At 62.9% G+C, this 24,872-nt stretch carries 14 protein-coding genes; 4 read left to right on the top strand and 10 right to left on the bottom strand.

Going from position 1 to position 24,872, the window contains the following annotated elements; translation table 11 throughout:
• Positions 1 to 103 precede the first annotated feature (103 nt).
• The 8 genes from J3S28_RS26330 to J3S28_RS26295 form a co-directional block, all read right to left on the bottom strand.
• Positions 104 to 1,024 (bottom strand): ParA family protein, encoded by a 921-nt coding sequence (locus J3S28_RS26330; RefSeq protein WP_207843964.1) that lies wholly within the window; start codon positions 1,022 to 1,024, stop codon positions 104 to 106.
• 2,480 nt (positions 1,025 to 3,504) lie between these two features.
• Positions 3,505 to 6,450: a type I polyketide synthase gene (locus J3S28_RS26325; protein WP_207843962.1), complete on the bottom strand. Its 2,946-nt coding sequence runs from the start codon at positions 6,448 to 6,450 to the stop codon at positions 3,505 to 3,507.
• Complete coding sequence (locus J3S28_RS26320; protein WP_207843960.1) at positions 6,447 to 8,990, bottom strand: condensation domain-containing protein; 2,544 nt, start codon at positions 8,988 to 8,990, stop codon at positions 6,447 to 6,449. Before J3S28_RS26320 ends, J3S28_RS26325 begins: the two co-directional genes overlap by 4 nt.
• On the bottom strand, positions 8,987 to 12,061 hold the full coding sequence (locus tag J3S28_RS26315) for a non-ribosomal peptide synthetase (RefSeq protein ID WP_207843958.1): 3,075 nt from the start codon (positions 12,059 to 12,061) through the stop codon (positions 8,987 to 8,989). The genes J3S28_RS26320 and J3S28_RS26315 overlap by 4 nt, the downstream gene beginning before the upstream one ends.
• On the bottom strand, positions 12,058 to 13,017 hold the full coding sequence (locus J3S28_RS26310) for a TauD/TfdA family dioxygenase (protein WP_272874250.1): 960 nt from the start codon (positions 13,015 to 13,017) through the stop codon (positions 12,058 to 12,060). Before J3S28_RS26310 ends, J3S28_RS26315 begins: the two co-directional genes overlap by 4 nt.
• Positions 12,977 to 13,150: a hypothetical protein gene (locus tag J3S28_RS28985; protein WP_504970642.1), complete on the bottom strand. Its 174-nt coding sequence runs from the start codon at positions 13,148 to 13,150 to the stop codon at positions 12,977 to 12,979. The genes J3S28_RS26310 and J3S28_RS28985 overlap by 41 nt, the downstream gene beginning before the upstream one ends.
• Before the next feature lie 225 nt (positions 13,151 to 13,375).
• Positions 13,376 to 14,467 carry an aminotransferase-like domain-containing protein gene (locus tag J3S28_RS26300; protein WP_207843952.1) on the bottom strand — a complete coding sequence of 364 codons (1,092 nt, stop codon included), beginning with the start codon at positions 14,465 to 14,467 and terminating at the stop codon, positions 13,376 to 13,378.
• The gene (locus J3S28_RS26295; protein WP_207843950.1) at positions 14,464 to 16,050 is read right to left on the bottom strand and encodes an amino acid adenylation domain-containing protein; all 1,587 of its coding nucleotides are present in this window, start codon (positions 16,048 to 16,050) and stop codon (positions 14,464 to 14,466) included. Before J3S28_RS26295 ends, J3S28_RS26300 begins: the two co-directional genes overlap by 4 nt.
• A 101-nt stretch (positions 16,051 to 16,151) precedes the next feature.
• Here J3S28_RS26295 and J3S28_RS26290 point away from each other — a divergent pair, with 101 nt between their 5' ends.
• Together J3S28_RS26290 and J3S28_RS26285 are read left to right on the top strand one after the other, a co-directional pair.
• Entirely contained in the window at positions 16,152 to 17,237 is a 1,086-nt protein-coding gene (locus tag J3S28_RS26290) for a CmcI family methyltransferase (RefSeq protein WP_207843949.1), read from the top strand.
• Positions 17,238 to 17,252: 15 nt separating this feature from the next.
• Positions 17,253 to 17,552 carry an LLM class oxidoreductase gene (locus J3S28_RS26285; RefSeq protein ID WP_207843947.1) on the top strand — a complete coding sequence of 100 codons (300 nt, stop codon included), beginning with the start codon at positions 17,253 to 17,255 and terminating at the stop codon, positions 17,550 to 17,552.
• Between the two features lie 410 nt (positions 17,553 to 17,962).
• Here J3S28_RS26285 and J3S28_RS26280 read toward each other — a convergent pair whose 3' ends face one another.
• Together J3S28_RS26280 and J3S28_RS26275 are read right to left on the bottom strand one after the other, a co-directional pair.
• Positions 17,963 to 20,419 (bottom strand): AAA family ATPase, encoded by a 2,457-nt coding sequence (locus tag J3S28_RS26280; RefSeq protein ID WP_207843945.1) that lies wholly within the window; start codon positions 20,417 to 20,419, stop codon positions 17,963 to 17,965.
• A gap of 293 nt (positions 20,420 to 20,712) precedes the next feature.
• Positions 20,713 to 21,708 (bottom strand): SAP domain-containing protein, encoded by a 996-nt coding sequence (locus J3S28_RS26275; protein ID WP_207843942.1) that lies wholly within the window; start codon positions 21,706 to 21,708, stop codon positions 20,713 to 20,715.
• A gap of 326 nt (positions 21,709 to 22,034) precedes the next feature.
• Between J3S28_RS26275 and J3S28_RS26270 the strand changes: the two genes are divergently transcribed.
• Together J3S28_RS26270 and J3S28_RS26265 are read left to right on the top strand one after the other, a co-directional pair.
• Positions 22,035 to 22,826, top strand: a complete 792-nt coding sequence (locus tag J3S28_RS26270) for a hypothetical protein (protein ID WP_207843940.1) — start codon at positions 22,035 to 22,037, stop codon at positions 22,824 to 22,826.
• Between the two features lie 188 nt (positions 22,827 to 23,014).
• Complete coding sequence (locus J3S28_RS26265; RefSeq protein WP_207843938.1) at positions 23,015 to 24,838, top strand: AAA family ATPase; 1,824 nt, start codon at positions 23,015 to 23,017, stop codon at positions 24,836 to 24,838.
• Positions 24,839 to 24,872 lie beyond the last annotated feature (34 nt).

The following is a 24,872-nucleotide window of genomic DNA, read 5'->3' as shown; positions in this document are numbered from 1 at the left end:
GTCGGCGATTCGCTCGCTTCAGGTCGTGAACGGCGCGGCGGTGGCGGGGGCAGTGAACTAGTGCGGGCGAGACCCGGGACTGCGGCTAAAGGTGTCCTGTCCGTCACACTGCTTCCTCTCCGACGCCGGTGGACTCAAGCTGCGCGATTCGCTGCAGGATCTCCTGGCAGAGAAGCACGTAGTCCTCTGCGAGTGCTGGGGCGCTGCCTGGCACACGAGTGGGCTTGCGGCCCTCTTTGAGGGCCTTCCAGTATGGCTCGGCGTCTTCCACTTGCTCAGCGAGTTCGTGGATCAGCTTCCCCTCTTCGCGAGACTGTACCGCGCACGTCTCGGTGTGGCGTATGACTGACCCGAACAGTGGAGCTGCACCGCCGAGCGCATTTGTGATGTCAGCAACGGCGTTGCGCCGCACGGCCTTAGCGGACGTAGAGACGTCGAACAGAACTGCGCCGAGAACGTCGATATCGGAATGAAACTCGCGAACGTGATTCAGTTGCGTCGCGAGGGCGCCTAGGCCAAGGATACTCGCCCGGTCGGGTTTCGTCGGCACAACAATCCACCGCGTTGCGCCTAGCGCAACCTGCAGCAAGCTCGGTCGCGTGGGGGGTGTGTCCAAGACAATGAGGTCGTAATCGCCGGCGATTGGAGCCAACGCTTCGGCCAGCATCGAGTGAACCTTCTTTGCGCGCTGCGCGCGGCCGACGAGTATGGACTCTAGGTCATCAAGCGCATCGCCGCCGGGGATGACGTCCAGATTTGGGCGAACGTCGCGGATTACAGGCTGAAGCTTTTGGCCAGTACCTATCGCATCGAGTAGATGCTGACCGTTGTCCGTAATGCCCTGTTGGTTGTAGCCAAGGTCCTCCCCTGCGTTGCCCTGAGGGTCTAGATCGATGAGCAGCGTGCGCCATCCAGCTGCGGCTGCAAGGCCAGCGCAGTTTACTGATGTGGACGTTTTGCCTGCGCCCCCCTTCCCGTTGGCGAACGCGACTACACGCTGTAGCTCATGGGTTAGTTCATGCATGACTTCCCGCTTTCAGTCTTGGAACATCGCCCAGTCTGCGGCGAGGCATAGGGCACAGTGCAATGCGAAGTATGTGACGAAGCGTACGGCCCACCACGTGGCATTAGGTAGAGCGACACGCAGTGTTCTACCTAATTTAGGCCCTGTGTCTACAGCTAAAGCCCAGCGCAAGAGGCGGGATGTTGCGCTGCGTGTGGCAAAGAACAGTTGATGCACTAGGGCGCATCTGACTGCGTTAGGTGATGTGCCACGCAAGGTAAACATCACTGCAGACCGCGCAGCGCATACTAGTCGCAACAATATGTCTGGCTTTAGTGCGCTGAACAGGTTGGACAGTACATGTCGATCTGTCACAAGCCATCAGAGGCGCGATAGTCCAAAGGCTACGATGCGCACTAGTGCATGCACTAGAGCATGCATTAAACCGTCTTGAACAGGCATTATGGAACGGATACGTTGGCAGAAAGTCTGTTCGTCAGAGTCCCGTAGGATGGTCATTGGTCGGTGATTTGCAACATCTGCGAGGCGGATCTTTACAGGCCAACTGACATGCGGCGGCGGCACTTACGGGCGCACGCGGAGTGGCATACTCAGGAATCCGACGCCACACGCAGCGGCAGTAGGTTGCACGAGGCGGCGATCTTCTGAGTGGGTCGAAGAAAAGTCGCGCGCCGGTAGTGTGGCGGTCGTCGGCGCCAGAGCGCACCGAAGGGTCGTTCCTCGTAAGCGTCCCCTTCGCAATATCGGTCACGGCATGTCCGTTCGAACGCTCCATCAGGGGGCAAGATAGTGACCGACGTGGATCTGGCGGATGAGCTCAGGTTCCCCTCGGCACAAACCGGATGCTCGACGGGAGCAAGCGGGCACACTGTGTGTGACGCAGTACGGCGCGCATTAAGCCCTGCATTAATGCATGCACTAAATACCAGCGGTAGTCTGCGGCTAGCTCAAATAAGCAAAGTGCGGTCAGATCGGTCCGTGCGTAGAGGTTGCCGCCGACCGAAGTCGCCAGTTGGGCGAAGCGATCGGGAGCTCTTGGATCTTCCGGCTGGTCTTCAGTCCGCGCGCGTGGGTGCGCTTCATTGATTTACGGCGCTCTGGGGGCGGTGTTTCGGGTGTTCAGTGAGACTGAGGTCGTGCCTGGCGAAGTGGATGTGCGGAGCCGCAATCGGCCAGTAAGACCGTCGGCTGACCACTTTCGGCGATGTGGACCGGCTCGGACACGGACAACCAACAAAGCATGTGATCTCGCGGTATCCGAAGGCGTGCAGACGCGGATATTGAGCCCGGGCGGAATAATTTCGAGGTCCCGCCGCGAAGGTCTGTTGGGCCGTAAGTGCCATACGAGGCGGCACGAAGGGTGTTGGCACTCGGTCGCGGGTGATGGTCCTGCGCGCCAAGCTGGATCGCGACAAGCTAACGCCTGGCTCGTAAACGATTGGCTGACAGACTCGCTCGAGAGCATGCGCCGTCAGCGCCTTGGTCGCGCCCCCACGGATCCATCGGTTCAAACGGTGCGGCAAGCAAACCGTACTGTGACGAAACCAAGAACGGCTATGCCGCACCGGGGGAATGGCGCTCCGGAAGAACAGCGAAGGCTCCATGGCCCCGGGGTAGAGGTTGCGCGCGAAGAGCCTGCGGAACACGACTGCCAAGCCACGGGCACCGACAGTCAATGATCCGCCCGTCGGGCACGGTTTCGCACGGCACGCGAGTCAGCTGCGCTTGGAGACCGCGCGTTGGACTACGCAACGCACGGTGCCCATCGAAGCGATGGCGTCGCGGCGCAATCCGCTGTCCAGGCAACCTTTGCACGACCGCAACAGTCGTATTGTCAGTGCCAGCAACCGAGGCCGGTAACGATAGTCGCGTTCCGGCGTCTCCACGGCCAAGCGGCCTGTAGCTGGGCCGCCCGACCAGGAGATCTGTGCTCGCCGTAGTCCGTTAAACACGCTAGCGATGCGGGCTCGAGAACGCGTCTGCGCACTATGACTGCGACCATGGTTAACGGCATCTGGCTTCCACAGGTCACCTGGATGCTAGGCACGAACGGTCGGGGACGCTGCCTGGCAGTAGCCATTGTTCGTGTCGCTCAAATACGGACATTTTGAAGTCGTCTCAGGGGACCTTTGAGAAGTCAGGAATCTGGAACAGTCACAACGCGAACTCGAGACAACTACTGCGCTAAATCCAATTAGCGCGGACACCATACGAGCTACCTGCTATAACAGTGAGATTATTGCCCATCTTGGGGTGCTAAGCTCCGAAGAAGGGGCGGCACGCAGAATTCGAGCGTTGTTCTGCGTGACCGCACGGTGGGGCCGCCCGTCCTGGGTCGCCACCGCCTTCGCGAACGCAAATCCGGACGCGGTCTCGATGTCTGCGGATGCCGCGTCTTGCTTAACGACGACGCGGACTGGGGCTGCCAATCCGCGCGGATGTGGTTGCATTCAAACTCAATAGTCCGATCTGCGCTTCACTCATCGACCGCTTCTGCGTTCGGCCCCAAGGCCCTCAAGTTCCGTCGCAAGAAGTGCCGCGGTAGGCGCATCGTAAACCGCGTCCGCGTCGACTTTAATGCCGAGGTCACTTGAGAGCTGAGACGTCAGCCCCACCACCAGCAGCGAGTCCCAGCCAAGCTCGAAGAAGTCGTCGTCGGCGCCAATCCCATCGGTGCTCAGTTCGCGTTCGACGAACTCAATGATCCGGGCCTCGAGTGCATCGGCCGCAGGCCGATACGGCGTCGCCATCGGGGGACGCGGATAACGGCGGGCCCGAGATGAGGTGGGCGCTTGCGCACCCGGGATTGTCTCCGGCGCAACCACCGGTTGAGCTTTGATACCGGGCTCGACTGCAGCGGCGAAAGAATATTCGCGATGTTCAAAAGGGTAACCCGGAAGTCCGATTCGACGACCCTCCGCCGGGTACTGGATCGTCGCCCCGCGCGCCCACGCGTGGCCGACACTCTCCAGCGTGGCATACCCGTCGCTCGAGACCACTACGGCCGCGGCGCGGGAGCGTCGCAGGTTCGACGCCGCCATCAGGCCTGGGCCGAGCTGTACGAAGACGGAGGTGCCGGCATCGAGTGCGGTGCGCACTGCAGGCTCGAACAGCACGGTACCGCGCGCCTGTTGAACCCAGTGGTCCACCGATGTTGCCTGCTCGGCCGTTGTCCACGTGCCTGTCACGCACGAAATGTATGGATGCGAGGGTGCGTTTCGGGCAACGCCGGCGATTACTTCTCTGTATTGCTCCAGCACAGGGTCGACAAGGCGCGAATGGAACGCGTGGGTGACCTCGACCGGAAGAGTGCCGACCCCGTAGGACCGCAGCTTCGCATCGACTGCCGCGATTGAGTGGATACCGCCCGAGAGCACCGATTCGTCTTCGGCGTTGTGTGCGGCCAGATCCCAGCCGTCGACGCCGGCCAACCGCTTGCGCAGCTCCTTTGGAGCGAGGCGGACCGCGAGCATTGCACCTGGACCGGTAGTCGAGATTAGACGGCCACGCGCTGCAACCACGCGCATCGCATCCTCCATCGAGAAGACGCCGGCTAGGCAAGCGGCGGCGAACTCGCCCACGCTGTGGCCGAACATCGCGGTCCATTCGAGGCCGGCGGTCTGCCAACTCCGCGCCCGCGCGTACTCCATCGCGAACAGGGCAGGCTGCGCGAGGTCGGTCCCGAGCTTGGGATGGGCGGAGTCGAGAAGGTAGGACCGAACTTCTGCCCGTTCACCGGTCGGGAGCGCGTCGAGACACGCGTCGAGGTGACGCCGGAACCCTACGTCTTCCTCGTACGCGCGAGCGGCCGCTCCAGGGTGCTCGGCGCCCTGGCCCGGAAAGATCACCGCGGTGTGGCCGGCAATGTCGACGGGCGCACGCGTGACGTCTGCGGTGGCCAGTGCCCGCAATGCGCCCTCCACGGTTCCGGCGAGTACAGCCGTGCGGTACAGCATCGGAGTGCGCCCCTTGTACAACGTGTAACCGACGTCGCGCAGGTCGGCGTCCGGATTTTGATCGAACCAGTCCCTAAGCGCGGTGACCGAGGACGCGAGGGCTTGGGGGCTGCGCGCAGAGAGCCGCAACAGCACCTGATGGGCGTCGGGCGGCGCGACGACCGGGGCAGGGGCGGCTGATGGCGCGGTCACGAGCATGTGAACGCCGCTGCCGCCCATGCCGAACGAGCTGACGGCGGCAATGCGGCGTGGGAAGGATGCAGGCCAGGGCTCGAGCCGGTCCTGCGCCCGCAGGCGACCGTCGGCTAAGTCAAGGTCCGGGTTGACGCCGCATTCGAGATGAAGGCTGGGTGCGATCTGGCCGGACTCGAGGCTGAGCACGACCTTGATGAGCCCGGCGATCCCGGCAACGTGGTTAAGGTGTCCGGTGTTCGACTTGAGCGACCCGAACCGCGCTGGCTCCACACGGCTGGGCACCCCGTAGATCGCGGCGAGCGCGCGCGTCTCGACGGGATCGCCGAGGCGCGTTCCCGTGCCGTGCGCCTCGACGTAACCGACCTGGGCAGGGTCGACCTGCGCGTAGCGCAGCGCCGCCTCGATGATCTTCAGCTGCCCCTCCACACCGGGCGCAGTGAAACCGATCCGGCCGCTGCCATCGTTGCCGATTGCCGAACCGAGGATGGTTGCGTAGATGCGGTCGCCGTCGGCGAGAGCATCTTCGAGACGACGAAGTAACACGCCCGCGGCGCCGTCCGCCTCGACGGTTCCTTCGGCGTCAGCGGCGAACGGACGGCAGTGCCCGTCCCCGGACAAGATTGAACCGGGCACCCGGATCAGGCCGCGATCGGCGGGAAAGCGGATTGATGCGGCGAGCGCGAATGCAGTGTCTGAATCCCCGCTCAGCAGGCTTTGGCAGGCGAGGTGCACGGCGGTGAGTCCGGACGCACAGGCGGTGGACACCCCTACGCTGGGCCCGTCTAGTCCGAGCTTGTAGGAAACGCGGGCCGCCGCGAAGTCGACATCGTTTCCCACCTGTACTTCGAGTGGGTCGACTTCCGCGGGCGGCGGAAACCACCGTATGTACGTCGGTGGCGCCGTCGCGGCGAACACCGCGACGGAGCCGTGCATCTCGTCGGGCCGAATGCCGGCATCCTCCGCGATGTGCCATGCAGTCTCGAGGATGAGGCGCTGCTGCGGGTCCATTAGCTGGGCCTCGCGCGGACTGTAGCCAAAGAACGGCGCGTCGAAGCCGAGGGGGTCAGAGACTGCGCCGCGCGCGGGTACATAGTCGGGATGATCGACCATGCTCTCGGGCACACCTCGCGTCAGCAGCTCGTCGCGCGTGTAGGAGGTGATCAGCTCGCGTCCGTCGAGGATGGCGCGCCAGAACTCGGGCACGCTCTCGGCGGCCGCGAATCGCCCGGCCATGCCGACAATGGCGATGGCGTCGTCGGGGGGTAAGTCGCTCACAGGTTCCTCCGTTCACGTCGGGCGGCGACAGCGTCGCGCCTGGGTCTCGTGGTTTCCCGCGCTGCAGGGCTAAATGCAGCTGGGGCGGGTCGGGACAGCCGCTTGCTCAGCGATCGAATAGTCGGGTATGCGAAAAGGTCAGTCATGGTGACGTCGGTCCAGCCTTTGTTAAGCAGTCCACTGAGGACGGAGATAAGCAGCAGCGAATCCCCGCCCAGGTCGAAGAACGGAGTGTCGAGCGGCACGTCGCGCACGTCAAGAACCTTCGACCACAAGTGACGGATGTCCTGCTCGCACTGCAGCTGCCGGTTCGCGTCAGGTGCGCCCCCATCCTGTGCAAGCGCTACTTTCGGCACCAGCCGTTCAGGCAGGGCCGAGCGGAGCGCACGGTTTAGCTCCCGCACCGAGCACGGGGCGGCAGCCGTTACGACGGCCTCAAGCCGGTCAATCCGGTCAAGCCGCACGACGCAGGATGTGACGCCAGGGCGGCTGACGAGCACGCTCTCAACATCGGTCGCGTCGATCGCGACGCCCGCATGAGGTAGTCGCTCTCGATCATCTGGGTCGCCGTCCTCGTCGTCGGTACCGGCCGCGAGGACCGTGCATCCTCCGGTGAGCGGAGCGATCCACATCTCCCAGGGCGACAGGGCACCTCTGCCAGTCCGCGAGATCACCCAGTCGTCGCCATCTGTGAGGCCCAATAAGGCGGCGGACTCAGCCGCCGCGCTTATGACGTCGGCGTGGTTGTAGCGTGCGGCCCGCGGAAGAAGAGCAGATCCGCCGTCATAGACGAGGAATGCTGTATCCGCACGACTCGAGCAGACGGGCGTGTGCCCTTCGGGTGGAACGGCGCGCTCGCCGAAGACAGCGTCAACGTCAATCCCCTCCCAGTCGGGCCGGACGTCAGGATGAGGGGTCAGAATGCGGCTTAGCCCTGCCTCCGCGATCACCGCCCTGCGGTACGGTGCGGGGTGCCTCGGGTCGAGCAGGACGACCACGCCGCCGACGGCAAGGATCGCGAGCGTCGCGATCGGCACGCCCGCGGTGCCGTCTGACAGGATGCCGACCCGGTCGCCCGCGCGGACGCCCCGCGCACAAAGGTGTGCGGCCAGTTCCTCGGCTTCTTGCACGAGTGCACCTAACATCAGGAACCCCGCGCCGTCGTTAAACGCCGGCCGCTCGGGGTGCTCGAGGGCCAGCGCGCGGATCCGCTCAGGTAGCGTGTGCCACACGAATGCTGGTCCTGTCGCCGTCACCTTCGTGACGGTTCCGGCCGTGGGCGCGGTGGCAAGAGCATCGAGGAACTTGGCCCAACGGTCTAGTAAGGCCGCCGCATCGCTTACCCCGATCCGCCGCGTGTCGATCGTCAGTTTGAGGCAAGGATCCCCTGCAGGCAGTCCTGCCGTAAGGGCGAACTCGGTAGACTCGTTCACCCCGAGGTAACGCACCGCCAGCTCGTCACCCACGTCCGGGTTACTCAACCCGGCATGCGCGTATGCCTCCACAGCAAGGATGTAGCGGAATGGCGCCTCGGAGCCGTCCACGCTCCAGCGCCGGTGATCCGCGAGGTTCCCGGCCAGCTCTTGACTGGTCGCCCGTTCGATCGAGATCTGCCGCAGCCATTGCACGATAGGCACGTCGGAGAAATCGATCCGCATCGGCGTCGACGCAACACACAGGCCCACTACGTCGGCTCCATCCGGTCCACGGCTATCGACGACGGTGCCGAACGTCACCTCGTCCGGACCAAGACCAGCTGCGCGCAATGTCATCGCCCAGGCTGCGTGAACCAAGGTCGAACGGGTCGTGTGGTGTTGCTGTGCCGCAGCATCCCAAAGATAGAGGCGATCCGCCTCGATGGGCAGGACGCACTGGGTCCACGGGTCGTCCAGCCGATCGCTCCGCGGATTGTCGATGTCGATTCGCGCGCCGCCTCCAGAGATGACGTGGTCCCAATGGGCATCAGCGTCTATGCGCCGTCGCTGTGATGCGTTCGCAATTCGTACAGCGAAATCGCGGAAGCCTGGCGGCCGATTTGGCAGGCTGCCGCCGACATAGAGCTGCCAGAGCTCCTCCATTACATGCGCAGTAGACCAGCCATCGAGGATAAGGTGGTGATGGGTCCACACCATCTCTTGTTCGCCGTCCCCGAGGTCGAGGAGAGTAACGCGCGAGAGAGGAGCCCGCTGCAGCTCGAACCCGCGCCGACGATCTCGGGTGAGAAACCTGGTGACCGCGGCCAATTGCTGATCCGCCAGTAGGTGTGTTAAATCGACATGCTCGACCGGCATCGCCGCGTCCGTCAAAATCACGTTGACCGGGCTCGAGGTCGTGTCCCAGATGATTGCCGTCCTCAGCATCTCGTGTCGGGTGACCAGCGCATCCCATGCCGCGGTCAGTCGCGCGACATCGACCTGGCCCGAGAGCGCGAACCGCATCTGCACGACGTAAAGGCCGGGCTCTGCCTCACGCAGTGTGCTGACCAGCATGCCCGCCTGTGCCGGAGTCAGCGGGAAAATGTCGGCGACGTGATCGGTCATTCGGTACCGCAGTCAGGCCCGGACAGCTGGGCCATCACCGCTGACAGCTCGGAAGCGCTCAGCCCGCTGTCCGCGAAACGGATGGTTAAGTCGTCGGCCAGCTCGGCGATTGCGGTCGCCAGGCTTTCGCGGATGCGAGCGGAGAGCGCTCGCACGATCGATGAGGAATGACGTGAGCCGCCCCGCAGCTCCCAGCCGAGCTCGCCGTCGAGGATTCGGGACTGAAACTCAAGGGCGTACGGGCGGCGCCCAGCAGGCGGGGACTGGACCCCCGCAGGCGCTTCAGTGAGAGCCCAGCCGATCGCGTCGTCGAGCTTGCGGTCGCGTCCACCCATGTAATTGAACAGCACCTCGGCCGAACGTGACGGAGCGATCTCGCCAAGCCGCAGCAACCCGAACTCCGCCCCGTCCCATGGCTGTCCGCCGAGCGCCGAGTGGGCCGAGCCGATCAAGTCGACCACCGTCTCACCCGTGAGCACTACCGGGAACACCGCCGTGCACCATCCAATAGTCCGACTGGGATCCACGCCGCCCTCGACTTTTATGCGGCCGTGGCTCTCGACATCGACCCGGGGTGGCTCGATGCCAAATGTCACGCTCACCGCGTCGACGAGCGCCGCGAGTAGCACCTCGTGGACGCCGACTTTCGCCGCGGTCGCCGCGTCCCGCAGGTCCGCGGTAGATTCGCAGTCGAGCGCGTCGCGGAAGTAATGCTCGTGGCGGTAGTCGTCGACCTCGTGATCCGACGGCAGAGTGCCGGCGGGTGACGCTAGCACCCCGTCCCAGAACGACCGCCGAGTCTGCACTTCCGGCCGATCTGCAAAGCGAGCGAGGTCGGTGCGCCATTGCGCAAACCCCGCTGGTGCCGCGGCGACGGAGCCGGTGCCGTCGCGGTAGGCAGCGATCAGGTCGTCGAGCAGGACGTACCATGAGACCTCGTCGATGATGAGGTGGTGCGCGACGAGCACAAGGTGATCGGGGCCGTTCGGCGTCCGGGTGACGACTGCGCGGAGCAACGGGCCGGCCTCGATACCAAGCCCCATGTTGGCCTCGCGGATAGCCTCCTCGAGCGCTGCCCGATCGATAATGTCGACTTCGCGCAGTTCCACCGCGGGATTGCCGCCAGTATAAAACTGCCGCCCGTCCCGGAACCGGTATTGGAGGACGTCGTACCGGGTTACGATCGTGCGGAGTGAATCATTTAACCGGCCCACTTCGATTCCCGCCGGTGCGGCTATCACCTTGATCTGATTCCAGTGATCGGGGTCGGGCAGCTCGAGTGAGAAGAAGTCGAGCTGCGCGGGGGTCAGCGCAATCTCTTGTCCGACCTTGGTCGCGGGCAGGGCCTCCGGGGCGGACGCGCGACCGGCGATCAGCGCGGCGAACGCCTGAGGTGTCGGATGTGCCGGTACATCCGCGAGGGTAACTGCGTGGCCTTGGCGCCGTAGGCGCGCGACGAGCCGGATGCTGCTCATCGAGTCCCCACCCGAGGCGTAGAAGTCCGAAGCCGAGCCGATAGCCCCGGCCGGCAGCACCGCGGCGAACTCGGCGACGAGCGCGACAGTGAGGGCGTCGGGCTCATTCCCGGGTTCGGATACCGGCGCCATCGACGCAACGAGAGCGGCCACATCTGCCTTGGCATTCGCGGTCGTAGGCAGTACATCGGATGGAAGGATGCGGTGCGGAACCACCCACGCCGGAACGCGAGCGGTTAGGTCGCGGCGGATGGCACCCGGATCCGCATCGCCCGTGTACACGACGGTGGTAGTTACCTCGCCGTTGTTGCGCTCGGCGAACGCCGTAGCATCGACGACTCCGGACGCGGCGCGGACCGCAGCCTCAATCTCGCCGAGTTCGACGCGATAGCCGCGCACTTTGATCTGGCGATCGGCGCGGCCGTGGTATTCGACAATTCCGTCGGGGCGTACCGAGGCTAAGTCACCGCTGCGATACATCCGGGTCCCGCGGTCGCTGAACGGGTCCGGCACGAAGCGCGCCGCAGTCATGCCGGGCTGGGCGAAGTAAGCGTTGTCGGCCGATGGACCCCCAATGAAAAGCTCGCCCACCTCGTCTGTGGCAGAGCTGTGGCCCCCCTCGTCTAGGACATGGATCTGCGCTCCAGCGATCGCGCGCCCGATTGGCACGGTCGCGCCGAGCGCCGAAAGCTCGCCCGGCAAGACGGTGAAGGCGGCGCAGCCCACGACCGTCTCGGTCGGGCCGTACTCGTTGACGACTGGGACCGGGCAGATGGCCATCCATCGCATCACGGTCGCGGTGTCAAGTTCGTCCCCGCCGACGACGAGATAACGCATTGCGGCCACAAGCGATTCGCCCTCGAGCATCTCAGTCAGGAGACGGACATGGTGCGGTGTCGCCTTAACGAACGAGAAGTCAGGGCGCCGCCGAAGGGTCTCCGCAAGCTCAAACATCGGGTCGTCGCCAATGACGACAATTGTCGCCCCCGCCAACAGTGGACCGAACAGCGTCGTAAGGGTGGCGTCGAAAGCAATCGAGGAGAAAAGCGGGGCGCCACTGCCCTCGTCCATCCGGTACTCGGAGCGTGCCCACTCGAGATACCTATGCAGAGCGGTCATTCCTATAACGACGCCCTTAGGCTCGCCCGTCGTGCCAGATGTGAAGATTACGTACGCTGGGCGGTCTGAGTCCGGCACGGCGGGCGTCGGCGCGTGCCCGACCATATCGGCCAAAGTGACCACGGCCTCGTTCGGGATCGCGTCACTCAAGAGCGCCGCCTCAGTCACCACGAGGGCGGCGTCGCACTTGCGCACTATCCCAGCGGCCCGTTCAACTGTCGATGTCGACTCAATCGGTACGAACGCGGCGCCCGCACCCAGGACGCCAAGCAGCACAGGGAACAGGTCCACGCCCCGAGCCATGCGTACCACCACGCGATCGCCATGCCCCACGCCGCGCGACCTGAGGTATCCGGTCACCCGGCTGGCCTGCTCGTCAAGTTCGCGGTAGGTCAGCTCGCTGGCCGAAGAGTGCACCGCGACAACATCACCAGCTGAAGCGGCGACACGGGCGACCGCACTGCGCACCGTCGTCATCGTGCGATGCGTCGGGTGTCGGTACCAACATGCTGGGCGAACTCGTGTTCGTTGCCCATCGCGACTAGGAGGCGGCGTGGACCCTCGTATGCATCGCGCGCATGCGCGGACAGCACGTTGTCAACGATAAGCACGTCCCCTACGATCCAGTCGAACGAGCTCTCGATCGATTCGTGGGCCGCAACCAACTCGACCATGACCGAATCAGGGATGACCGATCCGTCGCCGAAGCGGCAGTCGCGTGGGAGATCGTCGACGCCGAGAACGTCAATCAGCGCCTCGCGGGTCTCGTCTTCCAGGCACGCGGGGTGCCAGTGGGTCGGCTGACCGAACCACGCCAGCTCGCCGGTCAGCGGATGCGAGATCATCGCGGGACGGACGCTCCAGGTCGTCAATTTGCCGCCAGTGCCCCACTCGACCGCGACGCCCTCAGCGGCCGCACGAGATTCGAGCTTCGAGCGGATATCGGTCCCGAAGACTTTCTGCCAGGGCAAGCCGATGCCGTTACCGAAGCGGCGCACATAGGTGATGCCACGCTCACGGAACAGCTCGACGATCGCAGGGTCGAGCACCCTGAGTAGCTCTCGAGCGTCGGTCAGCGGCGTTCGGCCGCCGCTCGTGGCCGTGACAACTGGGCAAAATAATAGGATCAGCGGCCAACGATGGTTAAAAGAGTTCTCGTTGTGCCAAAGCAGCTTGCGCTCGGGGCTGAAGCGCACCGGAGTCTGCACAAAACTCGACGCCCCGATGGGTTCGTGCTCGCCGTTTTCGCGGACGACGTCGTCGAGCAGAATCTCGGCCACCCCAGAGAACTCTTCGACGCTGAGCTCATCGAAGCCACGGAGGAGAACGGACCCCATGGAGTGTACGGTCTCAAGAATCTCGGCTCGGCGACTTTCCACTGCCCCGGAGGCGTCACCCGCGGGCACTTCGATGACGGCGGTCTTCTCGGGCATGGGGACCTTTCTCGAGGAGGCTGCGCAAACACAAGACTGTGTAGACGGAGTCGATGGGGTCGAGGCAGAAAGCTTTGGGATCCGCCGAGACATTCGTCCACCCGGCCGGCACGGCGCGTTTTGGAAGCCAGATCGAGTGCAGTCCTGCTCGTCGAGGACAAGAAACCGCTCGTCCGGACCGACCGACATCGCGATTCTCTCTTCGTTCGGTAGCGAGAGGGCGCTGCGCCCTGACGATGAAGCGCCTAGGAGAAATCAGAATATTTGGGGCGGATTGATCTGTCGAGTCGCACGTTCGGATTACGCCGAAGGTCTGCTCGTGCGTCCGCGAAAGACCGGTGCAATCCGAGCCACGGACTCAGGCCTTGAGGTACGCACGCCAGGCGGTTCGTAGCCGTTTGGCTCCTTCGATCAGGTGCTCATCGTCGGCCGCCGAGAAGCACAGGCGCATGGCGAGAGTTCCCGATCCCGGCTGCACCTGAAAGAGCGAGCCGGGGTCGAACGCTACGCCGTGGTGGGTCGCGGTCCGCAACCACTCTTGGTCCGCCGTCGGATGCTCGCTGACATGGTCGGTTTGGAGGAAGAGCGCGAACCCACCGGCGGGTTCTAGAAACCTCCACTCTGGAAGGTGGCGCCGGACGGCGGTCGACAGCACGCTCGCGCGGCGTGCATAAAGCGAGCGTGCTCGGACCAGGTGGGCGTCGTAGTCTTCGGTCGCGAGGAACCGTTCGACGAGCAGCTGGGACATGGTCGATGACTGGAGGTCGGTCGTAAACTTGGCTCTTCGTACCCGCCCCACCAAGTGCGGGGGCGGGACGAGCCACCCCGTCCGCAGTCCGGGCGACAACGTCTTGGACACCGACCCGACGTGCCAGACCCGGTCGCGAGCGTCCGCGAGGAGCGGGCGAGGAATACGGCCTTCGAAGTCGAGTTCCGCGTAGGCCTCGTCCACGATCAGCGGAAGTCCTTCGCGGATGAGGTCGGCGCGCGCATCTGGATCCGACGCGGACCCGTAGGGGTTGTCAATTCCGTCCATCACGTAGACGCAGTCCGCGGGCGCCGTCCCCACGGCGAGCACCACCTCGCGCTGGCGGAACAGCTCCAGGGCAGCCGGATAGCTTTCGGCCGAGACCCGTACGCGCGAACCGGGTCTCAGCAGAAACTGGCAGGCCAGACTGATGCCCTGCTGCGCCCCGGCTGTAAGAATGACGGCGTTGTGATCGACGTCGGCGCCGCGCCCACGCAGTCGCGCCGCGACCCATTCCCGTAGACCGTGTCTCCCTTCCGGCCAGTCGTATTGAAGGGCCGCTGCGGCGGGGTCATCCATCGCAGCGCGGAACGCATCGGTGAGCGCGGCGCGTGGAAAAAGCTCAGTAGCCGGCATCCCGCCACCCAGCATGATCACGCTGCTGTCAGCTGCGCCCTCGCGGACGAGTGCGTCCAGGCTCATCGGGCCCGGACAATCCCAGATAATTCGGCCCGGTCTATCTTGCCGCTCGGCGTTCGCGGCATCGCGTCGAGGCGGGTAATCTCGTCCGGAACCATGACCTCGGGCAGGACGTTGCGCAGGCGCCGTCGCAGTGCATCGGGGTCGGTGGAACCCGTTACGAATGCGGTCAACCGCGGCCCGCGGCGCTCGTCTTGCTGCACGACGATGACGCCCCCGGTAATGCCGGGGATAGCGCTCAGCACCGACTCCACTTCGCTGGGCTCAACGCGTACCCCCCGGATCTTGACTTGGGCGTCCAGCCGACCGACAAACTCGAGGACGCCGGGCTCGCTCCACCGGACCCGATCACCCGTGCGGTAGAGACGTTCGCCCTCCGCCCACCGATCGGGGACAAACGCCTGTGCCGTCAGACCGGGACGGCCCGTATACCCACGCGCCAATGCAATACCCCCGATCAGCAGCTCTCCCGGAACCCCGACGGGTACGAGTTCTCCGCCCTCGTCGACCACTCGCAGCCGGACGCCCGAGATCGGACGGCCTATCGGGGTGCGCGTCGCCCCGGCACGGCACGCCCACCTGGTGACATCGATTGACGCCTCCGTCGGGCCATACAAGTTGTCGATGGCAGGGAAAATCTCGAGTGCCTCGTCAACGGCAGTCGGGCTCAATTCCTCGCCGCTGCAGATGATCTGCCGGAGCGTGTGGCATTCGCGCGCCTTCGGGTGGGCGGTGAACAGCCGGAGCATCGACGGGATGAAGTGCGCGAGTGTTACGCCGTGACGGCGGATGATGCTGGCAATTGCCCCGGGATCGTAGTGCGCCCCCACATCTGCCACCACGATGCGAGCGCCCGCGCTGAGCGGCCACAGCCATTCCCACATGGCCACGTCGAACGAGACGGGCGTTTTGTAGAGGACGCGATCATCTCGGGTAAGGCGGTAGGTGTCCTGCATCCATGCAATGCGATTGCTGATCCCGCCTTGCGTGTTGACGACACCTTTGGGTCGTCCGGTTGACCCGGACGTAAACAGTGCGTACGACCCGTCTTCGGAGGACAGCAGGTCCTGTGCTGGCGCCGGGGAGGGCCCCGCTGGCGCGTCCGCCAAAGCGGTAACGACGTCGAGGACCGGGAGCAGACTCGTCCGACCCACTGGACCCGCATCGCCCGAGAGCACGAGGCGCGCGCGCGAGTCGGACAGCATCACATCGATGCGCTGCTGCGGCTGCTCCGGGTCGATAGGCAATAGGATGGCTCCATAGGCCATGACTGCGAGCTGGGCGATGATGAGTTCGAGACTGCGGTCGAGCATGACAGCCACAACGTCACCACGCCGAATGTCCCAACCCGCGAGCAGCCCGGCAAGGTGCTGCGCGAGACGTCGCAGGTCCCAGTAGCCGAGCTGCTCAGACTTGAACTGGACGGCTACGTCGTCCCCGTGCCATTCGGCGATCGCGAAGATTGATTCGATGATCGGGACGAACGGAGCCGCCTCGCCGGTGCGGTCTCCCGCAGCAAGTAACACGTCACGTTCGTCGGATAGCGCCGGATGTCCTGCGCGGGTGCAGTCGACGGGGGATTCCATTGACACGTACTTTAAGCCACGTCCAGATGCGTGCGCTCGCCCTGTTAGAGTTCAGCTCCGGAGTCGGGCCCCGCCGACGGCGACACACCGGAGCGACGTCGATGAAGGCAACTGAAAAGCAGGCTATCGACTGGCTGGAGCGAAGCCTCGCGAAATCGCCGGCCGACTTCCTCGGCTCAAATGGCTCCACTTGTTCACGCTGCGGTCGCGCCATCCCTACGGCCGAGACCCGCATCCGATGCTTCGAATGCGGCGGCGATCTCTGCGCATACGAGCCGGCCTGCAATCACAAGCAACGCTCCCTATACCGAGGGTTCCCGCTGATTGAGGATCCGGCGGAACTCATTCCACTCGCCCGTAAGCACCTGGCAGACGCCTGTTACGACCGCTTTCATGTCAATGACAGCATCTGGTTCTCGGGTTTCACGGTATTTATCAACTACCTCGAGAACCGCGTGACTCCGAGCACCGAGTTCGCAGCGGACCTAGACGGACGCTCACCTGACCTAGTCACATGGCTCGACGCTCATGCCCACAATGTGGTGTCGCAGTGGGTCTCGCTGAAACAGATGGGGCGATTCGTCGAGTACACCGACCGGCGGGCCATCGCAGGAAACCTGCCCGACTTCTTCACTAGCATCACCGCGCAAGGTATGAACGGCCCCGTAATGTGGGCGGGCCGTCCGACCATGCGTTCGGTGTGGGATTTTGCTCTCGCCCCCCTGATAGTCAACGAGATCCAGCCGAAGACGATCATCGAGCTTGGCACCGCATCCGGCGGTGGCACTTTGCTCTGGGCTGATCTGCAGAAGCTCAGCGGGCTGACGCCGCATGTAGTGAGCATGGACATCGACCCGCCGGAGTTCGAGCACGAGGGAATAACGTTTCTGCGCGGCGACTCGAATCGCATCGACGAAGGTTTGCCGGACGACCTGCTCACATCGCTGCCACACCCATGGCTCATTATTGAGGACGCGCACGTCAATATCAGCGGCGTCCTCGAGCACCTCGACCGATTCACTCAGGCGCTCGACTACTTGATTGTGGAGGATGTTGAGGCAGAGTCAACCCTTGGGCCGTTCTTCGCGGCGCGCCCGGGACGGTACCAAGTCGATACGCTCTTCACGGACTACTTCGGCCACAACGCGACATGTGCCCCGGACCAGATCTTCCGCCGGGCGCAATAGGCTAGAGGCAGCACGGTGGCGAAGCCTCTCGTCCTCGGGATCTTCCAGTTCGTCGGCCCGAACGGCACTGTGGGTTCGGCGTGGCAGAGCGCCCGGGATACCTCAAGCAACTTCACGAAACTGAGCCACTGGACAGCGCTTGCGAAAAAGTTCGAATCGGCGAAGCTCGATTTCATCTTCTACGCCGTCGCTTACGGGTTTCCTGCTCTCAATGGCGAATTGCTCGACGCGGCGGTCCGCGAAGGACGCGGCATCCCGCAGGGTGATCCGATGCCCCTGATCAGCGCGCTGGCGGCGGTGACCAGCGACCTTTAGATTGATCTGGACGATATGTCACCTGCGCCGGATGCTGTTGCTGTCCGACTAGTTTGACACTTCGCTGCTGAGGATTGTGCTGACTGCGTCACAGTGTGTGCGAACTTCCGAGACGGTGGGGGATAGGTGGTATGCGTGTTGGTGGCAGAAAGTTGTGAGCTGGTGCCAGGAGTCGATGAGGGCGGCGCCCGTTGGTGTCGCGTCCAAGGATATGAGAACCGCGAGTTTCGCCTTCGCAGATCCACCGAAAACAGTTACGCCGCACAGTCGTTCGCAACGCTGGTCGATGAGGTCCTCGACTGCTTGTCGGGTAAGAAATGCCGCGAGTCGGGCTGAGTTGCCGATGGTGGGACCGGCAGGGGAGTCCAGGAGGGCTTCGGCCCGTGTGAGGAGAGCCTTGGCCGCGCTTGTCATTTAGACTCCGCGATGTCGCGGATGGTGTTGCGGAGATCGCGGATGTGGGTGCGGTCTAGCAGTAAGCCGCTGTGAACGGCTGAGGCGGCAACTGCGATGGTGGGGAAGCGGTAGTCGCGGTGAGATTTCCATGTCGAGATGTCCGCGTCGGCAGTGCCGGTCAGTGCCAGCGCCACGCGACGCTGTGTGGTTTTGGCGTCTTCCCAAGCAGCATCGGATTGGTAGAAGTTAGCGCCGGCCCGTGCCTGATCGCGGAAAAATCGCTGGTAAGCGGCGGCTTCGATTGCTAGTCGGAACAGGCCGGGCGCCGCCTTGTTTTTGACCATGTCGTCGAGCGATTCGTCACGGATCAGTGCTTCGGTGTCGGCGACATAGCGATCTGCGGGATTGCCATTCTCTTGGATTACGACGCTGGATCCGTGTTCTCTCCTGACTTCGAGTAACTGTGCCGGGATAGAGCGAACTCGGATCGCTGCAGGTAGGCGGTCGTCGTGCGAGAAGACGATGACCTGACGTGTCTTTGCGAGGTCGACCAGCACGTCGAGGAATCCGCCAATTTTGGCGGGGTCCATCGCCTGGATCGGGTCGTCGAGGACGAGGAACCGGAAGGGACTGGCGGGTGTAGTTGCCCGGGGAATGAACAACGCAAGCGCCAGAGCGTGGAGCTCACCTTGGCTCATCACCGACAGCGCGCCGGTGTGTACGCCATCCACGGTCCCGTCGACGACGACTCTGCGGCGAGTTGCTGATCCATGGAGAGTGATGTTGCCGATATCTACATTGCTTTCGTGACGCATCTGGGCCCAGAGGTCGGTTGCTTGGGTAACCATCGGCGCCAGGCGCCGCTCGCGCAAGGTGTCTGCGCAGTCGCGGATCCAGGTGACGGCAGTCTTCACACGCAGGAGACGTTCGTCGTCGGCCCTGGCGGTTCTCTCCAGTTCGATCCAGGTGGAGATCGCGCGGGCGGCAGGAGCCCAAGCGTCGTCGAGGTCGTTGGCACGCTGCGCGGCTTCTCTTCGTAGCGCACCGGCTGCTGCGGCGAGCTCGATCGCCGCTGTTTCCACGTGATTTGGTAGGTCGGCGAGGTTTGCAGGCACACCAATTGCTTCTTTAAGAGCGTCATCGAAGTCGGACAGGGACGCGAGATGGATCCCGTCGATCGGCGAGATGGCCTCTACGTTGATGAATATCCGCGCGCCTGCGACGCGTGCTTGCTTGAGACGCCCCGCGGCCTCGCGGTGTTGGGCGGCGGCATCGTCGGCGCGGGCAAGCCGTGCCGTCGCCGCGGCGCGCCAGGAGTCGTTGAGGGTTCCGGTCTCGCACACCGGGCATGGTGTGTCGCCGCCGTGCGCGTGCAGGTTGAGCGCGTCGCGCAGTAGATCGGCCCGCGCGATCAAGGCGTCATCCACGGCAGTGGATTCTGCGGCGAATGCATCGATCGCTTCGCGTAGTTCAGTGGCGATCGCTCGGACTTGGGCCTCGGCAGGTACCTCGGTCGCAGCGATGGCGCGCAGCCGCGTGATCGTCGCGGCCTGGTCGGTGGCAGTGCCCAATGTGGTGGAAGTGATCGCGTCGAGGTCGTAGGGCGCTTTGGTCGTGTATTCCATCACGAGCGCTGCACGCGGGTCGGCTGATTCTCCGAGAAACGTACGCAGTTGACCGCGGGCTGCGGTGGCCGCCTTGCGCGGCTCGGCGAGTTCCTTTTCGACCCGTTTGAGTCTGGCGTCAGCGTCGCTGATGTCGTCGAGCCCAAGCAGCAGGTTCAGTGCGTCGTACAGCGCTGACTGGCCCTCGTCGAAAAGGCCGCCGAGTTCGTCGTACGACATGAGTGGTCGGTGTGTGTAGAGGGCCTGGTCCCAGCCGAGTGCTGCGACAGCGTCACGTTTGTGACCTTTGATCTGGGACCAGCGTTGGGCGTTGTCCAGCTTGGCTTCCGGTGTCCACGTCGCACCGACAAGAGCCGTTGTGCCCGTTCGGTGGTCGTCGGCTTCCATCGCGAACTCGGCGGTGATGGCGCAAGGTTCGCCGGCATGCAGGTTGCGCCAAGCGGATTGCCATTGCTGGCTCTTTTTGTTCTGCCACCGGTAGCTGGTGCCGGTGAGTGCGTACTCCAGCGCTTCGGCGAAGCTTGACTTGCCCGAGCCGTTGCGCCCACTCACGACTGTGATCCCGCAGTACGGGTTCACCTCGAGCACAGTCTTAGGGCCAATCCCGCGGAATCCCTCGACGGTGATGGAGCGGATGAATGCCCGAAGAGGGGCAGGTTCATCGGTGGCAACCGCTGGTTCTGGACGCGCCGGGGCCGGGGCATCGCCGCCGAGCTGGAAGGCCAATGCATCTTCGCCCTCTAGGGCTGCGGCAACGAGATAGGTGGTCTCGTCCGCTACCCCTTCATCTGCGTCGAGCAGCTCCCAGACTTCGGCCACCACTGAACCACCGTCGCTGACACCCATAAGTGTTCCTCCCGTCCAATCCGAACGTAGTTTCACACGAGCATCGGACAGATTCGTGCGACTCGCGTGAGGTGAACGAAACCCGACAGCCGTTGCAGCTGGCGCGGCCGCGGTCCGACCAGCTCGACGGATACGCGGGCGGCAGGTTCTGTACGCTGACATGACGCCAACTAGGCATGGTGAGTGGTCGTGCGGCGCGCTGGTCCGCGAATGAATATTCCTCGCGGAGGCGGTCTCAGTGAGTCGAACGGAACGTGCAGGATCATAATCCCTGCAGACAAGCGATCTGGCGATTAGCTGATGCGATAGGTATCCACGAAGGCTTTCTCGGCCTGTGTGTACAAAGCGGTGAGTTCTTTGAGTTTTTGATCTCGCTCGAGGAACACTATTGAAACGATCTGCTCGGTTGTAAATAGGCGGAGGGGTGAGCCCAACATCACGATTCGGTCCTGGAGAAGTTGCTGCAGACCTGCGTCATCTAGGTGCTCTATGCGAGCCCAGTTAAAGATCATCGAGACGACTCCCGGGGAAAGGGTGGCAAGTGATCGCTCGTATGGAAACAAGAATTCGGCGGTGATATCGAGATGTTCCAGGGAGAATTTATTGCCCATGCCGGTTAGGTCGAAATAAACTACATCCGCTAGCAGGGTAAGGGCCTCTAAATATCTCGATTCTTCAGCGATAAATTTTGCCATAAATAGTCTGCAGTTTCGAAAGTGTCCCCAATTCCCTGCTACTGCTTCCAATACGAGCTGCTCATTTAGATGACGCCAGACTCCGTCCCGCCAGCGCCCTGAATAAGCAACTATCGCAGTATCAACCGTAAAGATGTTGAGGGTAATAATATTTGGATGATGATGGATGTAGGGGATCTGCGGGCTCAACTTCAGTGCATCTTCGCCGGTAGGGGTGAGCATGTAGTAACGTTCCGGGAACTGTTTATCTAGTGAGTCGGCGGAGATCGACGTCATGACTCGTTGCACTAACGAAGATTTTCTGCCGGAAACTATGAGTTTGTGGGCGCGAAGGAATTCCTTCAGAGTCGCGACCGTCTGCGCTTCCACCGCCTGTTCCGCAGTACCAGGAGTGAGGAACCCGCGGGCAGCGAGATCAGTGAGCAGCGCGTGAGGGTCGCTGACACCATACTGATACCACCAGAATCCTTGAAACTTTCGTGATGCAGTAGTGAAGCCTGGCGCATAGCTGAGCATGAGGACTTCGTGGGGATACAGGCCCGACGGCCCCTTGAGGCTACCTTTTAGGCGAACCTCTATGGGAACTGTTTCCATTCTACCAACGTACGATAAGTCAGCACCCGGGTGTTGTCGTCGCAAGGCTGACCGGGTCGCTTCGCGGTCGTTCGACTGGAGTCTCAGTGTGCCAGATGGTGAGGCAGTCGCACTTTCGGTGATTGCCCAAGGATGGCATGGGGGTGAAATATGCAGTGCGACACCTGGCACAGCGCTGTTTATCGAACAATGCGGCCTAGATCGGGGACCCTGCGCGCTCTCTTCACCGGGGCACCAAGAAATGCAGTCATCCATAGAAGTGGCGTGCGTGAAAGGTCCGCCCGGTCGGGTCGGTGGGTGTCAGAAGGGTGCAGTAGCTTAATCGCATGGTCAACGGCAAGCAGATCGAGCCAGCAACGAAGTTCGAGCAGACGCTGCGGGCTTCGGCTCAGATGCCTGGGGTGCGGATCCCCCGTGAGGCGTTCCTCCGCAGTGAGCTGAAGAGGTTCTGCTCGGAGGAGCAGGTTCGCCGCGCAATCGCCACGACCCCTGCCGACGCAGGTGTGCCGCTGAGCGTGGTCGACCAGATCGCCAAAAGTGTGATCAAGTACGAGACAGGCAAGGTGACTGCCATCTCGGCTGTGGCGGGCATTCCGGGTGGACCCGCGGCGTTCGCCACGGTCCCTGCCGATATCGCCCAGTACTACGGCCACGTCTTGCGAGTCGTTCAGAAACTCGCCTACATCTACAGCTGGCCTGACCTCTTCGATGACGATGGGGACGGCATGGACTCCGCGACCGAGAGCATGCTCACACTGTTCATCGGTGTCATGTTCGGGGTGAACGCGGCGCAGGCCGGTGTAGCGCAAGTGTCGGCGCTGATCGCGAAGCAGATGGCCAAGAAGCTCCCGCAGCAAGCGCTGACCAAAGGCACGATCTACCCGGTAGTCAAAAAGGTCGCGACGGTGCTCGGTGTACAGATGACCAAGCAGATCTTCGCCAAAAGCGCAGCCAAGATCGTCCCGCTGGTAGGAGCAGCGGTCTCGGGCAGTCTCACGTTCGCCACATTCATGCCCATGTCTAAGCGGCTCCAAAAGCACCTCGCGAGCCTGCCGTTGACCAAGCCGAGCGATGTGAGCGTCCCGCAGCCGTTCGAACCCACACTGGTCACGGAGTAGCGACCTGGCCAGATGATCGAGGTGACGCGTGGGCGCTTCCACTTCAACGACGTTGAGAACACCAACATCGCTATTAGTGAGTGTGCTCCCTCTAGAGCGGTACGCGGGCTCCCGGTATGACTTAACGCGTTGATGGTTGTGATATGACCTGCTGAGGATCTGTTTGTTTATAACTGTGGGGGAGCGCGATGGCACGGTTCACTGAAGGTGACCGATCGAAGATCGACCGGACGACCGAGCGGTGGGAACGTGCCTGTCTGTTGGGCGATGAGTCACTCGTTTTCGACGGCCGCCACGATGTGTGGACACAGAAGAACGTCGAGGACCTGTACGAGCGATTTAACGGCAACCAACTGGCGGGAAACACGGCCGGCGGCCGTTTTGTCACCAAATGGGAAGAGCAGCTCAGCGGAGCGTCCGACGACGTTAAGCTTTTGGGAGCAGAAGTACTCCTCGTGCATTTCCTGTTTGTCGATTCGGTGACCAGGCGGGGCAAGTTCAACGTCCTCACTCGGTCCCTCGAGGGCACAGGCATAGACCTGCCAACGGATGCGGTCGCGGTTCAGGCAATGAGCCAAGGCATTGGTCATCCGGGCATAGGATTTAACACCCGACGCGACGTCCAGGTTGCCTATCTGATCGACTTCGTACGCCGTTTGAAGGTGCTATCCGATCTAGAGCGGCGTGCTGTCCTGGCCGCTGAAAGCGCATTACGCGAGTTTGCGGACGACACTGACTGGCCGATCCGCGAGATGCGACACGTGATGTTGCACCTGCTCCGGCCCGAGTACTACGAACGCATCTCCAGTGGTACGCACAAGCGCGAGATCGCCCATGCTTTCTCAGGGCTCCTCCCCGAGGGGATCTCCGATGATGTTGACGAGCAATTGTGGGCGATCCGCCAAGAGCTTGAGAAGTACATTCCCGGAGGAAACACCAGGAGGGGGACCGTTGACTTCTACTACGAGCCTTTGCGCGGTGTCTGGGAGAGCTCCGGTGGCGCGACAGCCGGCGGAGTGGGCGACCTCGAAGCCCTGGAGTGGAAGAAACAGATCGTTCTCTACGGCCCACCAGGGACGAGTAAGACCTGGCAGGCGGAGGCATTAGCGAAAGCAGTGATTCGGCGTGCAGCGCTAACACAGTGGGGGCCTCAACGCTACTTTTCCAATGCTGCCGCAGTGGAAACGGCGATGGACACGAATATTTTTCGGCTCCAACTGCACCCGGGATTCGGCTACGAGCAGTTCATTCGCGGACTGCGCCTGGAGGGCGATGTCACTCGATATCAGACCGGATTTCTGCCCTGGGTAGTGGACAAACTCGAACATCAGCAACAACCGGGCGGGCTCGACGCACTGCCGGGCGTGTTGATCTTGGACGAGATCAATCGGACCAATCTGACAGAGATGCTAGGAGAAGCGTTCAGCCTCCTCGAGCGCGATCAGCGGGGAAAGCAACGAGAACTCCCTGGCTTCGACGCCGGTCAGGAACCAGATGTCCTGGTCATCCCGGAGAACCTCTATGTCATCGGCACGATGAATGAAATCGACCAATCCGTGGAGACACTCGACTTCGCGCTTCGACGACGGTTTTTGTGGCGAGAATGTCCGTTCGAACGCGAGACGCTGCTGTCGATAGTCGCCGATCGCTGGGATCGTGATGTGAAGCGTCATTCGTACGACGACGCAGCCGAGCAGCTAGAGCAGTTCGCCGACCGGGCACAGGCTCTGAATCGGGCGATAGAGGAGTCGGACGAGCTGGGCAGACAGTACCAAGTGGGCCACACCTACTTTGCTGACATCGCGTTCTTCCTAGGGCCGTGGGTACGCGCACGCAAGAACAAGCCATCCAAGGGCACCTACCTCTGGACTTCAAATGGGGCAGTTCAACCGGCACTGGACGACCTCTGGTCTAGATCACTGGAACCCCTGCTCGCCCAGTACCTCGCCGGTTCAGATGCGCAAACAGAAGAACTGAAAGCCTTCAAGCGAACGTTTCTGTCTCGTGACTGACAGGCTCATATTTCATGACCTGGTCGGACCCGTT

The sequence above is a fragment of the Williamsia soli genome, from assembly GCF_017377795.1.
Lineage (GTDB): Bacteria > Actinomycetota > Actinomycetes > Mycobacteriales > Mycobacteriaceae > Williamsia > Williamsia soli.
The sequence above is the reverse complement of the archived record's forward strand: the minus strand, read 5'-3'. Positions and strand labels throughout refer to the sequence as shown.

Excerpts from the sequence above, each read along its gene's own strand:
- J3S28_RS26330 (WP_207843964.1), bottom strand. The coding sequence starts at position 1,024 with ATGCATGAACTAACCCATGAGCTACAGCGTGTAGTCGCGTTCGCCAAC.
- J3S28_RS26320 (WP_207843960.1), bottom strand. The coding sequence starts at position 8,990 with ATGACCGATCACGTCGCCGACATTTTCCCGCTGACTCCGGCACAGGCG.
- J3S28_RS26315 (WP_207843958.1), bottom strand. The coding sequence starts at position 12,061 with ATGACGACGGTGCGCAGTGCGGTCGCCCGTGTCGCCGCTTCAGCTGGT.
- J3S28_RS26310 (WP_272874250.1), bottom strand. The coding sequence starts at position 13,017 with ATGCCCGAGAAGACCGCCGTCATCGAAGTGCCCGCGGGTGACGCCTCC.
- J3S28_RS26300 (WP_207843952.1), bottom strand. The coding sequence starts at position 14,467 with ATGAGCCTGGACGCACTCGTCCGCGAGGGCGCAGCTGACAGCAGCGTG.
- J3S28_RS26295 (WP_207843950.1), bottom strand. The coding sequence starts at position 16,050 with ATGGAATCCCCCGTCGACTGCACCCGCGCAGGACATCCGGCGCTATCC.
- J3S28_RS26290 (WP_207843949.1), top strand. The coding sequence starts at position 16,152 with ATGAAGGCAACTGAAAAGCAGGCTATCGACTGGCTGGAGCGAAGCCTC.
- J3S28_RS26280 (WP_207843945.1), bottom strand. The coding sequence starts at position 20,419 with ATGGGTGTCAGCGACGGTGGTTCAGTGGTGGCCGAAGTCTGGGAGCTG.
- J3S28_RS26275 (WP_207843942.1), bottom strand. The coding sequence starts at position 21,708 with ATGGAAACAGTTCCCATAGAGGTTCGCCTAAAAGGTAGCCTCAAGGGG.
- J3S28_RS26270 (WP_207843940.1), top strand. The coding sequence starts at position 22,035 with ATGGTCAACGGCAAGCAGATCGAGCCAGCAACGAAGTTCGAGCAGACG.
- J3S28_RS26265 (WP_207843938.1), top strand. The coding sequence starts at position 23,015 with ATGGCACGGTTCACTGAAGGTGACCGATCGAAGATCGACCGGACGACC.